The sequence below is a fragment of the Streptomyces sp. NPDC050560 genome (genome assembly GCF_044457285.1).
GTDB lineage: Bacteria > Actinomycetota > Actinomycetes > Streptomycetales > Streptomycetaceae > Streptomyces.
In genome coordinates this window covers 70,296-81,559 of the sequence record NZ_JBITGT010000014.1, presented here as the reverse complement: position 1 = coordinate 81,559, position 11,264 = coordinate 70,296, and the positions used below count along the sequence as shown (strand labels likewise).

Genomic DNA, 11,264 nt, shown 5'->3' with positions numbered 1-11,264 from the left:
CCGCCGCCGCCTTCACGGTCTGCTCCACCCCCAGAACAGGGCGAGTGTTGCTGAGGAGGCGGTGCTGCGCGATGCGGAAGTGCCCCTGCAGTCCCGGGGCGAGCACCAGGGCTTCCACATCAACCCCGGAGTAGCGCGGGCCAGTAAAGACGCCCGTGCCGGCTTGGCTGTCGAGTCGGCCACAGGGATCGCGCGGCTGTACGGGCTTACAGGAGAACCGGACCACCCCGGCCTGGTCCAACGCGGCCTTCTCCCCCAGTCCATCAGGCAGGGCGCGCCCGACTGGGAAAAGGCAGCCCGCCAGCGCCTTCACGGTCTGCTCCAGCCCGACCGTAGGGCGAGTGCTGCTGAGGAGGCGGTGCTGCGCGATGCGGAACTGCCCCTGCAGTCCCGGGGCAAGCACCCGGGCTTCCGCATCAACCCCGGAGTAGCGCGGGCTACGCGGCACAGGGCTGGTGCGCAGCAGCCGGCTGATGCTTTTCCCGGCGTGTCCAATCCGGTGGGTCCGTATCTGGCATCGGCCCCCTCCAACCCCGGCCCGTCCACCACCCTCACCAGCGGCAGCGGTGCTCCCATCGCTCCGGCAGCCCACCTGGCGGCCACCCGGCCCAACACACCACCCCCGTCGACAAAAGCCAGGCGCTGAACAGGACCTTGAGAACTTGCCGGGAAACAAGTCGTGGCTTCCAGGGGTGGGGCCCGTTGTCCCGGTACTGGGAGACCGGTGGGGATCGAGGCCCTTCTGTCTGCGAAGTTCCAGGTGCTGTTGCCGCATCTGGACGAGCGTCAGCGTCGGCTGGCCGTAAGTGCGGAGGCACTGTCGCTGGGCCATGGTGGGATCAGGCTCGTCGCTGCCGCGGCCGGGGCCCAGGAGGGCACAGTCTCTCGCGGAGCGGCCGGACCGCGGTCGGGACAAACTCTGTTGGGACGACTCGGCCGTCCTGGCGGTGGCCGCAAGAGGGCTGTGGTCCTTGATCCGGGGCTGCGGTCGGCGCTGCTTGCGATGGTCGAGCCCGACGAGCGGGGTGCCCCGATGTCGCCGCTGCGGTGGACGACGAAGCCGACCCGGAAGCCGGCAGCGGAGCTGACCCGGCAGGGGCACCGGGGCTCCGCCGACTCGGTTACCGACCTGCTGCGGGAAGAAGGCTTCAGCCTGCAGGTCAACGCCGAGACCATCGAAGGCACTCACCATCCCGACAGGGGTGCCCAGTTCCGTTACCTCAACGAGCAGGCACGCAGGCACACCGGCACCGGGATGCCGGTGCCCCGGTGACCCGGTGACCCGGTGACCAGCGTGGACAGCAAGAAGAAGCTGATCGGCGGCTACAAGAACGTCGGGCAGGAATGGCGGCCCGCAGGGCAGCCCGTGAAGGTCAAGACACACGACGTTTCCGGCCAGGCCGAGAAAGCGGTCCCGTACGGAATCTACGACGTGGCCGCGAACACCGGCTGAGTCAGCATCGGAACCGACCACGACACCCGCGCAGCTCTTCAACACCACCGCCATGACCATCAGCCGCGCAGCGAAAGGCGTCCGCCCTCTCCTGGCCGCCCACGGCGTTCGTATGGTCGGGTTTGAGTAAATTGTGAAGGCGGTGGCGGGCTGTCTTTTCCCAGTCGGGCGCGCCCTTCCTTGGGCGCCCGGGGAGGAGGCCGGGTTGGACCAGGGCAGGGTGGTCCGGTTCTCCTGTAAGCCCGTACAGCCGCGCGATCCCTACCTCCGACGGTACAGGGGGAAGAGACTGGTCCATGCGATCCTCCGAGTACCGACGGTTCACCCCAGGCGATCGACAGCACGCGCAGCATCGCCGGTTCGCGCACCGGTGTGCACGAACACCTGGCCATTACACGCAAGTGCATATCAACGCGCTCAGGGGGCGCCGCCGCTCACTGGTGGCCCGGGTCGGCGAGGTGGCGGATCTGGTCCCACAGGGCCGGGTCCACCACCCCGGCGCGGCGCCGGAAGCGGCGCAGCGCCACGGGGTGCGGCGCGTCCGTCTCGACGAAGCCCGCGCGGCCCCCGGCGCCCGGGACCGCGCCCGGCGGCAGCGCTATCACCCCGCTGCGCGCCTTGTCCCTGCGCCCGGTGATCCGTACCACCCACACCTCGTCGCCCCGCAGCGACAGAACCACGCACGGCGCCTCGTGCGCCCCGCCGTCCGCGGTCCCCGCGTCCCAGGAGTGACCGGCGCCGGGCGACGAGCCCCGTCCCGCCGCGCCCCCTGAACCGGCCCCGCGGCCCTGCCCGCCGCGACCCCCCGCCTCGTCTTCCGGGCCCCCGTCCTCCGGCCCGCCGGGCCCATCTTCGCCAGGCCCGTACTCGCCGCGCCCCTGCTCCCCGCGCGACTGCTCCCCGCGCGACCGCTCCCCGTCGTGCCCCCGCTCCTCATGCTCCCGCTGCCCGCCGGTGCCCTCCGGCGGGCGCGGCTCCCGGGTCCACCAGATCTCGCCCGGGCGCGGCCGCTCGCCGCCCGTGCCGTCGGCGCGCGGGGCGCCGCGTGGTCTGCGCCCGCTGCGGCCCCAGCCGTCCACCAGGGTCACGACCAGGGCGAGCAGCATCACGCCCCCCAGCGCGAGCCACCACGACCTCTCGTCCATGCCCCGACGCTACCCGCGTCACCGGGGCCGCGAGCGCCGCTTTGCCCGCCCATGGCGCGGCCGTTCACTCTCATGCGCCGGGGGCGATTTCACGCCGCCGCGCCGCTCGGTGCCCCGAAGCCCGCCGAACCGGTGACACCGCAGGTGAGTTCCCCCACAACGGCCCGCGACGGAGGAGCGCCCCGTGGCCTCGCGCCTTACGCTCGTCGGACCGCACGATGCCCCGTCCGTCCTGCCCGCGCGGAGGTTCCAGCTCCAATGAAGCTCACCGTCGTCGGCTGCTCGGGGTCGTTCCCCTCCGCGGAATCGGCCTGTTCGAGCTACCTCGTAGAGGCCGACGGCTACCGGCTGCTCCTCGACATGGGCAACGGCGCCCTGGGCGAGTTGCAGCGCCACTGCGGTCTCTACGACCTCGACGCCATCGTCCTCAGCCATCTCCACGCCGACCACTGCATCGACATGTGCGCCTACTTCGTCGCGCGCTACTACCGCCACGAGGGCGGGCGCTGCCCCGCGCTGCCGGTCTACGGCCCCGAGGGGACCGAGCACCGGCTCACCACGGCGTACGCGGACACCCCCTCGGCGTCCTCGATGAGCGAGGTCTTCGACTTCCACACCGTCAAGCCGGGCAGCTACGACGTCGGCCCGTTCACCGTGCGCACGGAGAAGGTGCGCCACCCCGTGGAGGCGTACGCCGTACGGGTCGAGCACGCGGGCCGCTCGCTCACGTACTCGGGGGACACGGGACCGTCGAAGGAACTCACCGAACTCGCCGCGGACACCGACCTGTTCCTGTGCGAGGCGGCGTTCACCTACGGCAAGGAGAACATCCCGGACCTGCACCTCAACGGGCGCGAGGCCGGTACCGCGGCGCAGGAGGCGCGGGCGCGGCGGCTCGTCCTGACCCACATCCCGCCGTGGACCGACCCGGTCGGCAACCTCGTCGACGCGCGCGAGGTGTACGAGGGCCCGGCGGAGCTGGCGGCACCGAGCGCGGTCTACGAGATCTGAGGCGGCCGGGGGCCGCGCCTCACTTCACGTTGTCGCGCTCTCGCTCCTCCGCCTCCTCTTCCGGCTCCCGGCCGGGCGTGTGCAGATCGAACTTGAGGATGGCGAAGCGGAAGAGGGCGTAGTACACCGCCGCGAAGCAGAGCCCGATGGGGATGATCAGCCACGGTTTCGTCGCGAGGCTCCAGTTGATCACGTAGTCGATGAGCCCCGCGGAGAAGCTGAACCCGTCCTTCACCCCGAGCGCCCAGCTCACGGCCATGGACACACCGGTCAGCACCGCGTGGACGGCGAACAGCGCAGGGGCGATGAACAGGAACGAGTACTCGATCGGTTCCGTGATCCCCGTGACGAACGACGTGAGACCGACCGAGAGCATCAGACCGCCGACGACCTTGCGCCGCTCGGGGCGCGCGCAGTGCGTGATCGCCAGCGCCGCCGCGGGCAGCGCGAACATCATGATCGGGAAGAAGCCGGTGGTGAACTGCCCCGCGCTCGGGTCCCCCGCGAGGAAGCGGTTGATGTCGCCGTGCACCACGGTGCCGTCCGGCCTCGTGTAGTCGCCGAACTGGAACCACAGGAACGTGTTCAGGAACTGGTGGAGGCCCACCGTCAGCAGCGCGCGGTTCGCCACGCCGAAGATGCCGGAGCCCCAGGCCCCCAGGTCACTGAGCCACTTCGAGAACGAGGTGAGCCCGTCCCCGATCGGCTGCCACACCCACACGCACAGCGCCGCGAAGAGCAGCCCGATGAACGCCATGATGATCGGCACGAGCCGGCGGCCGTTGAAGAACCCGAGCCAGTCCACGAGCCGGGTCCTGTGGAACCGCTGCCACACCCGCGCCGTGACGTAGCCGAGCACGATGCCGCCGAACACCCCGGGGTTCTGGTACGTCGCCGGGGCCGCGTCGCCCGCCTTCGGCACACAGGCCCCGCCCCACATGCCCCCGGCCGCGAAGACCGACCCGCTCGGGCAGTCCACCGGGAACGCGTGCAGCACCGCGAAGTACACGAGGAACCCGGTGACCGCGGCGAGCGCGGTGGAGCCGTCGGACCTGCGGGCCATGCCGATGGCGACACCGACGCAGAACAGCAGCGGCAGCCCGAGCGCCGAGTCGAGCAGCGCGCCGCCCGCCGCCGCGAAGACCTTGGCGACGTTCGTCCAGCCGAGCCCGTCGTCGCCGAACACGTCCGGCTGGCCGAGACGGTTGAGGATGCCCGCGGCGGGCAGCACGGCGATCGGGAGCTGGAGACTGCGGCCCATCTTCTGGAGGCCCTGGAACATCCGCCCCCACCGGCTCCCGCCCGCCCCCGCTCCCGCCGCCGTCGCGCTGTCGGCGCTCATCGCATCCGCCTCCCTGCTCACCCGGCCGCCACGCGGGTGGCCGCCGACCGGTCGCGCCACGCCGCCGTCCGCTGCCGCGATCGCCGTCCGTGACCGCCATCCTTCGGTACGGGTGCGGCGGGCGCTCGCGAAGATGGGCCAACCGTGGTTTAACGAGACAGAGCGGGCGTACGTGGTGGAGCCGCCCCGACGAGGGAGGAAGCATGGCAAGCAAGGCGGAGAAGATCGTTGCCGGGCTCGGCGGCATCGACAACATCGAGGAGGTCGAGGGCTGCATCACCCGCCTCCGTACGGAGGTCGCCGACCCCGGGAAGGTGGACGAGGCGGCGCTGAAGGCGGCGGGCGCGCACGGCGTCGTCAAGATGGGCAACGCCGTCCAGGTCGTCATCGGCACCGACGCCGACCCGGTCGCGGCGGACATCCAGGACATGATGTAGCCGCGGGGCCTGGGCCTGGGAACGGGGCGTGGGGCGCGGCGCGGGGGCGCGCGGCGGGGCGCGCGGCGCCGGGAGGGGTCCGTACCCGCACCGGCGCCCCCGCGGTCGCGGCCGCCCGCCCGATAGGAGCAGACGGCCGCGCTCGATAGGGTCGGCCCATGTCTCGTAACGACGGCCGTACCCCCGACCAGCTCCGCCCCGTCACCATCGACCGGGGGTGGAGCAAGCACGCCGAGGGCTCCGTCCTCGTCTCCTTCGGCGACACCAGAGTCCTGTGCACCGCCTCGGTCACCGAGGGCGTGCCGCGCTGGCGCAAGGGCAGCGGCGAGGGCTGGGTCACGGCGGAGTACGCGATGCTGCCCCGGGCCACCAACACCCGCGGCGACCGCGAGTCCGTGCGCGGCAGGATCGGCGGCCGTACGCACGAGATCTCCCGGCTCATCGGCCGCTCACTGCGCGCCGTGATCGACTACAAGGCGCTCGGCGAGAACACCGTCGTCCTCGACTGCGACGTCCTCCAGGCCGACGGCGGCACCCGTACCGCCGCCATCACCGGCGCCTACGTGGCGCTCGCCGACGCCGTGGCCTGGGCGCGCGGCAAGAAGCTGGTGAAGGCCGGGCGCGCCCCGCTGACCGGCACCGTCTCCGCCGTCTCCGTCGGCATCGTCGGCGGCGAGCCGCTGCTCGACCTCTGCTACGAGGAGGATGTGCGCGCCGACACCGACATGAACGTCGTCTGCACCGGCGACGGTCGCTTCGTCGAGGTCCAGGGCACCGCGGAGGCCGAGCCGTTCGCCCGCAAGGAGCTGAACGCCCTGCTCGACCTGGCCGTCGGCGGCTGCTCGGAACTCGCCGAGGTCCAGCGCGCGGTGCTCGCCACGGAAGCCGTCTGACCCACCGCCCGCCCGCCGCCCCGCTGCACCCGGGCCGCCCCGGGCGAGCGCCCCCTCGTCCGCGGTGAGCGCTCCCCCGGGCACCCGTGCGCCCCCTCGGACGGCGCCGAACATCGGGTAAAGAAGCAACCAAGGGCGGCGCCGCTGGCGTTCTTAGGAGTACGGGTCGCGGGGGCCTTCCGGGGTCCCCGCGGCGACTCCTGGAAGGGGACCGCAGACATGGTTCGGGGCCGCCGTAGCACGTTCGCCGCCGCAGTGGCGGGCCTGGCACTCGCCGTGCCGCTGATGACGGGGTGCGGGGCCGTCGACAGAGCGCTCGACTGCCTCAGCACCGCCGACTCGATAGCCGACAGCGTCACCGACCTCCAGCAGGCGGTCGAGGGCGCCGACGACTCCGCGCACGCGCGCGACGCCATCGACGCCATCGGCGACAAGCTGGACAAGATCGGCGACCGCACGGACGACACGGACGTCAACAAGGCCGTGGACCACCTCGGCGACGCGGTCGACAGCGTCCGGGACGCCATCGACGACGGCGACAAAACCCCCGACCTCACCCCCGTCACGGACGCGGCCGGCGAACTGACCAAGGTCTGCACCCCCTAGGCCGCCGCCCCCGCCGCGGTGTGCGACCGCCGCCCCACGGGCCCTCTCGTCAGGCCGGTGCCTGCCCCAGGGCCACGATCGCGATCAGCAGCACGAAGAGCACGCCGGTGCCGGTCCACCCCGCCCGGGCGCCCGCCCTGGGGAGGAAGAGGCCCACGACCGTGCCCACGACGGTGAGCGGCACCACGTACCAGGCGAGAGTCGTCAACGCCCCGTAGAAGCGCGGGTCGCGTACCCCGTCCTGGCAACTGGTGCAGGCGATGGCGAACAACGGTCCGACCACGCCCACGAACCAGCCGAAGGCCATGACCAGCACGGCGAGGAACGCCCGCCACGCCAGGTCGCCCGGGGACGGCCGACGCGTCTGCCCCGCGCCGGACAGCTCAAGCGGCGCGTCGTCATCCGTCAGTGTGCTCTTCATACCGACGACGCTACGAACCCACGGCGGGCCCCACATCCGCGTTCCTACTCAGCCAGTGCCCCAGTCATGGGCGCGGGCGCGGGCGGCACCCGGTTCTGTGGCGCGGGCCGCGGCCCCGATACTGGGCGTATGAGCCGCCTGATCCTCGCCACCCGTAACGTCGGAAAGATCGCCGAACTCCGGGCGATCCTGGCCGCGGAGGAGGTGCCGGGTGAACTGCTCGGCGCTGACGCCTTCCCCGATGTGCCCGACGTCAAGGAGACCGGTGTCACCTTCGCCGAGAACGCCCTGCTGAAGGCGCACGCCCTGGCCGGGGCCACCGGGCTGCCCGCGGTCGCCGACGACTCGGGCCTGTGTGTGGACGTACTCGGCGGCGCCCCCGGCATCTTCTCCGCCCGCTGGGCCGGCCGGCACGGCGACGACAAGGCCAACCTGGACCTGCTCCTCGCCCAGCTCGGCGACATCGACGCCCCGCACCGCGCCGCCCACTTCGCCTGCGCGGCGGCCCTCGCGCTGCCCGACGGCACCGAGCGCGTCGTCCATGGCACCCTCAGGGGCACCCTGCGCCACATCCCCGAGGGCACCGGCGGCTTCGGCTACGACCCGGTGCTCCAGCCCGACGGCGAGAGCCGCACCTGCGCCGAGTTGAGCGCCGAGGAGAAGAACGCGATCAGCCACCGGGGGAAGGCGTTCCGCGCCCTGGTGCCCCTGATCCGCGAACTCCTCTGAGCCCGCCGCCACTTCGCGCACCACACCCCGGCGATCCGGTGCACGCGTGGCGCCCGGCTCGGGTCAGCCCCGGGGCGAGCCGCTTCCCCCCGTCCGTTCCCCGGCCGCGTCCAGGGCGGGTGCGAGCGGTGCGAGCGCGGTGCGCAGCAGGTCGGGCAGCGGGCCCGACGTGACGACGAGTCCGGTGGACGAGCCCGCGACCGGCCGTGTCCACTGCTGGAGCGCGACCCTGACCGCGGCGGCCACGCTCGCCGCGAGCACGAGGGCGGTGAGCGCGCCGCCGTCCCCGAGGCGCCCCGCGATCGCATCGGCGAGTGGACTCTCCAGTTCACCGGTCGTGTCGAGGAACGCGGCGCGCAGCGCCGGGCGGGTGGTGATCAGCAGCAGCGCGTCGCGGTGCCGCTCGCCGGGGTCGGTGTACTGCTCCACGACCGCCTCGACCACCGCCTCGGCGAGCCCGACACCGGGCCGCGGGCTCGCCACGGCCGCCGCGACCCGTGCCTCCCTGTCGGCCGTGACCGCGGCGACGATCGCCTGCTCGCGGCTGGAGAAGTAGTTGTTGTAGGTCCGCGGCGAGACCCCGGCGGCCTCGGCGATGTCGTCCACGCGCACGTTCTCAGGACCGCGCGTCAGGGCGAGACGCAGCGCCGCCGCACGCAGCGCCTCCTTCGTGGCCTGCTTCTTCTGCTCGCGCAGCCCCGTACGCCGTGTCGCCGTCACGGCCCCAGTATCCCCATCGGATTGCGCGTACGCAAACTTGCGTGCACGCACTTTTCTCTCTAGCGTCCGACGCGTCAGCCACGACGACGAGAGGACGGGACCCATGAGGGCCAGGGGCATCGCGTACGACACCGGTTTCCTGCACGGCGGCGAGATCTCCCGCCGGAGCCTCGAACCCGACATGGTGCGGCGGGAACTCGCCATCATCCGTGACGACCTGCACTGCAACGCCGTCCACCTCGTCGGAGGCGACCCGGAGCGGCTGGAGTTGGCGGCCCGCTGCGCGGCCGAACTCGGGCTCGAAGTCTGGTTCTCGCCCTACCCGTTGGATCTGACGCCCGCCGAGATCCTGTCGCTGTTCGCCGACTGCGCCCGGCGCGCGGAGCGGGTCAGGCGGGCGGGCGCCGACGTCGTGTTCGTCACCGGCGTCGAGCTGAGCATCATGAACCACGGCTTCCTGCCGGGCGACACCCTTGAGGAACGGCTCGCCCTGCTGCTGGACGAGCCCGACGGGCGGGCCGTGAGGCTCGCGGAGGCGAGTGCGCGCCTCAACGCCTTCCTCGGGGACGCGGTCACCGCCGTCCGCGACCACTTCCGCGGGCAGGTCACCTACGCCTGCGTACCGGTCGAGCGGGTCGACTGGACGCTCTTCGACATCATGTCGGTCGAACTGATCCGCTCCGCCGAGGTCGCCGACCGGTTCCGCGACGGAGTGCGCGCCCTGGTCGCCCAGGGCAAGCCCGTCGCCGTCACCGGCTTCGGCACGGCGGGCTGGCGGGGCTCCGCCGACGTGGCACCGCGCAGCATGGAGATCGTCGAACACGACGAGTCGGGCCGCCCGGTCGGGCTGGACGGCGACTACGAGCGCGACGAGCAGGGCCAGGCCGCCTACCTGCTGGAACTGCTGGAGATCTTCGACACCGAAGGCGTCGACGCCGCGTTCGTGTACCTCTTCGCGCTCTACAACTACCCGCACCGCCCCGACGACCCCCGCCGCGACCTGGACCTGGCAGGACTCGGCATCGTCAAGGTTTTCGAGGACCGCAACGGCGACACCTACCCGGACATGCCGTGGGAGCCCAAGGCCGCCTTCACGGCCCTCGCCGACCACTACCGCGGCCGCCCGTGACGGACCGCCGCCACCGTGCCACGAGCTGCGCGAACGACGACTCTTGCCGCCGCGCGCCGCTGTCACCCCTCCTTGAGGCGCTCTGCCAGAGGAGCGTCCTGGGTGAGGTGTGCGTCGGCGGTCTGCCTGCTTCTTGCGCCGGTCAAAGCCGCCAGGAGTGCGAGTGATTCGATGGCGGCGGCGGTCCAGCCCACGGCGGCGGGGCCCGAGGAGCTGAGGGCTGCGGAGCCGATGAGGCCGCCGAGGGACATGCCGAGGTAGACCGCGCTGGTGTTGAGGGAAAGGATGATGCCGGCGCGCTCGGGCCGGATCGCGATGAGGCAGTTCTGCTGGATGGGTGCGAAGGACCAGCCGAAGACGCCCCATGCTCCGAGCAGCACGGCCGCGGCGACGGCGCCGGTGACCGCGGGGACATGCAGCGTGGCGAGGAGTCCGAATCCGGCGAGGACGCACATGAGGCCGCCGGTGCTGATGGCGGTCAGCCACCTCGCGGGATGCCGGTCCGCTGCCCTGCCGCCGAGCGAGTTGCCGGCGGTGGCGGCCAGGCCGAAGACGAACAGCCAGATGCTCAGGGCGCTCCCGTGGACGCGGCCGACGGCGTCGAGGACGGGGCTGATGTAGGTCAACAGCGCGAACGCGCCGGCGATCCAGAGGCCGCTGAGGAGCATCCCGCGCGGCATCCCGCGCAGCCGGACGACGGCGAGCCGGTCGCGCAGGCCCGGCGGGCGGGGCGCGTGGATGGCAGGCAGCAGGACCGTGAGGCCGATCGCCGCGACCGCGCCGATGACGGCGACGGTGAGGAACGTGGCACGCCACCCCAGCGTTCCGCCGATGATCAGGCCGATCGGCACCCCCACCGCGTTGGCGACGGTGATGCCGCCGCCGACCAGCGCGAGCGCCCGACCGCGTCGCTCGGGAGACGCGAGCGAGGCCGCTGCTGCGGCCGCCGCGGGTGCGAAGGTCCCGGCGGCAAGCGCGGCCAGCACCCGCAGGAGCAGCAGCCCGGCATAGGACCCGACGGCGGCCGCGGCGAAGTTGGCGAGCGCGAACACGGCGAGGCTTGCCACGAGCACGGGGCGCCGAGGAAGCCCCGCGGTCGCGACGCCGAGCACGGGAGCGCCGATCGCATAGGAGAGCGAGAACACGATCACGAGCTGACCGGCCGCGCTGACGCTCACCCCGAGGTCGGTGGCGATGGCGGGCAGCAGCCCGGCGATGACGTAGCCGTCGGTTCCCAGGGCGAACATGCCGAGCGCGAGCAGAAGAAGGCGAGCACGGGGCGGCACGAGGGATCGATCCTCCAAGAAAAATCGGCGGGCAAGGGAGCACGAACCCGTGCCGGCCTGCCGTCGCAGATGCGATTCGCCCGCAAGATCGT

General features: G+C 72.4%; 12 protein-coding genes and 1 pseudogene. 7 read left to right on the top strand and 6 right to left on the bottom strand.

Annotated features, from left to right (window positions below):
* On the bottom strand, positions 1-313 hold a 313-nt coding region (locus ACIBIW_RS28790), incomplete at its 3' end, for a hypothetical protein (protein ID WP_399340086.1).
* A gap of 429 nt (positions 314-742) precedes the next feature.
* Here ACIBIW_RS28790 and ACIBIW_RS28785 point away from each other — a divergent pair.
* Positions 743-1,450 (top strand): annotated as a pseudogene (locus tag ACIBIW_RS28785) (ISAzo13 family transposase); the annotation flags it as partial.
* 437 nt (positions 1,451-1,887) lie between these two features.
* On the opposite strand, the gene ACIBIW_RS28780 reads toward ACIBIW_RS28785, so the two are convergent.
* Entirely contained in the window at positions 1,888-2,598 is a 711-nt protein-coding gene (locus ACIBIW_RS28780) for a hypothetical protein (RefSeq protein ID WP_399340084.1), read from the bottom strand.
* Positions 2,599-2,856: 258 nt separating this feature from the next.
* On the opposite strand from ACIBIW_RS28780, the gene ACIBIW_RS28775 reads away from it, so the two are divergent.
* Positions 2,857-3,609: an MBL fold metallo-hydrolase gene (locus ACIBIW_RS28775; RefSeq protein ID WP_399340082.1), complete on the top strand. Its 753-nt coding sequence runs from the start codon at positions 2,857-2,859 to the stop codon at positions 3,607-3,609.
* A gap of 19 nt (positions 3,610-3,628) precedes the next feature.
* On the opposite strand, the gene ACIBIW_RS28770 is transcribed toward ACIBIW_RS28775, so the two are convergent.
* Positions 3,629-4,951: a PTS transporter subunit EIIC gene (locus ACIBIW_RS28770; RefSeq protein WP_399340081.1), complete on the bottom strand. Its 1,323-nt coding sequence runs from the start codon at positions 4,949-4,951 to the stop codon at positions 3,629-3,631.
* Between the two features lie 203 nt (positions 4,952-5,154).
* On the opposite strand from ACIBIW_RS28770, the gene ACIBIW_RS28765 reads away from it, so the two are divergent.
* The 3 genes from ACIBIW_RS28765 (at position 5,155) to ACIBIW_RS28755 (ending at position 6,887) form a co-directional block, all read left to right on the top strand.
* Positions 5,155-5,388: a glucose PTS transporter subunit EIIB gene (locus ACIBIW_RS28765; protein ID WP_399340079.1), complete on the top strand. Its 234-nt coding sequence runs from the start codon at positions 5,155-5,157 to the stop codon at positions 5,386-5,388.
* Positions 5,389-5,546: 158 nt separating this feature from the next.
* Positions 5,547-6,281 (top strand): ribonuclease PH, encoded by a 735-nt coding sequence (gene rph / locus ACIBIW_RS28760; RefSeq protein WP_399340077.1) that lies wholly within the window; start codon positions 5,547-5,549, stop codon positions 6,279-6,281.
* 219 nt (positions 6,282-6,500) lie between these two features.
* Positions 6,501-6,887, top strand: coding sequence for a hypothetical protein (locus ACIBIW_RS28755; protein ID WP_399340075.1), 387 nt, complete (start codon positions 6,501-6,503; stop codon positions 6,885-6,887).
* 49 nt (positions 6,888-6,936) lie between these two features.
* Here ACIBIW_RS28755 and ACIBIW_RS28750 read toward each other — a convergent pair whose 3' ends face one another.
* Entirely contained in the window at positions 6,937-7,308 is a 372-nt protein-coding gene (locus ACIBIW_RS28750) for a hypothetical protein (protein WP_399340074.1), read from the bottom strand.
* A 129-nt stretch (positions 7,309-7,437) separates the two neighbouring features.
* Here ACIBIW_RS28750 and rdgB point away from each other — a divergent pair, with 129 nt between their 5' ends.
* On the top strand, positions 7,438-8,037 hold the full coding sequence (rdgB, locus tag ACIBIW_RS28745; protein ID WP_399340072.1) for an RdgB/HAM1 family non-canonical purine NTP pyrophosphatase: 600 nt from the start codon (positions 7,438-7,440) through the stop codon (positions 8,035-8,037).
* Positions 8,038-8,100: 63 nt separating this feature from the next.
* Here the strand turns inward: rdgB and ACIBIW_RS28740 are convergent, their stop codons facing one another.
* Entirely contained in the window at positions 8,101-8,757 is a 657-nt protein-coding gene (locus ACIBIW_RS28740; protein WP_399340070.1) for a TetR/AcrR family transcriptional regulator, read from the bottom strand.
* A 103-nt stretch (positions 8,758-8,860) separates the two neighbouring features.
* Here ACIBIW_RS28740 and ACIBIW_RS28735 point away from each other — a divergent pair, with 103 nt between their 5' ends.
* Positions 8,861-9,886, top strand: coding sequence for a hypothetical protein (locus ACIBIW_RS28735; RefSeq protein ID WP_399340069.1), 1,026 nt, complete (start codon positions 8,861-8,863; stop codon positions 9,884-9,886).
* A 62-nt stretch (positions 9,887-9,948) separates the two neighbouring features.
* On the opposite strand, the gene ACIBIW_RS28730 is transcribed toward ACIBIW_RS28735, so the two are convergent.
* Positions 9,949-11,172, bottom strand: coding sequence for an MFS transporter (locus ACIBIW_RS28730; RefSeq protein ID WP_399340067.1), 1,224 nt, complete (start codon positions 11,170-11,172; stop codon positions 9,949-9,951).
* Positions 11,173-11,264 lie beyond the last annotated feature (92 nt).

Coding starts and splice junctions, on each gene's coding strand:
- rph (WP_399340077.1), top strand. CDS start 5,547: ATGTCTCGTAACGACGGCCGTACCCCCGACCAGCTCCGCCCCGTCACC.
- rdgB (WP_399340072.1), top strand. CDS start 7,438: ATGAGCCGCCTGATCCTCGCCACCCGTAACGTCGGAAAGATCGCCGAA.
- ACIBIW_RS28765 (WP_399340079.1), top strand. CDS start 5,155: ATGGCAAGCAAGGCGGAGAAGATCGTTGCCGGGCTCGGCGGCATCGAC.
- ACIBIW_RS28735 (WP_399340069.1), top strand. CDS start 8,861: ATGAGGGCCAGGGGCATCGCGTACGACACCGGTTTCCTGCACGGCGGC.
- ACIBIW_RS28775 (WP_399340082.1), top strand. CDS start 2,857: ATGAAGCTCACCGTCGTCGGCTGCTCGGGGTCGTTCCCCTCCGCGGAA.
- ACIBIW_RS28750 (WP_399340074.1), bottom strand. CDS start 7,308: ATGAAGAGCACACTGACGGATGACGACGCGCCGCTTGAGCTGTCCGGC.
- ACIBIW_RS28770 (WP_399340081.1), bottom strand. CDS start 4,951: ATGAGCGCCGACAGCGCGACGGCGGCGGGAGCGGGGGCGGGCGGGAGC.
- ACIBIW_RS28755 (WP_399340075.1), top strand. CDS start 6,501: ATGGTTCGGGGCCGCCGTAGCACGTTCGCCGCCGCAGTGGCGGGCCTG.
- ACIBIW_RS28780 (WP_399340084.1), bottom strand. CDS start 2,598: ATGGACGAGAGGTCGTGGTGGCTCGCGCTGGGGGGCGTGATGCTGCTC.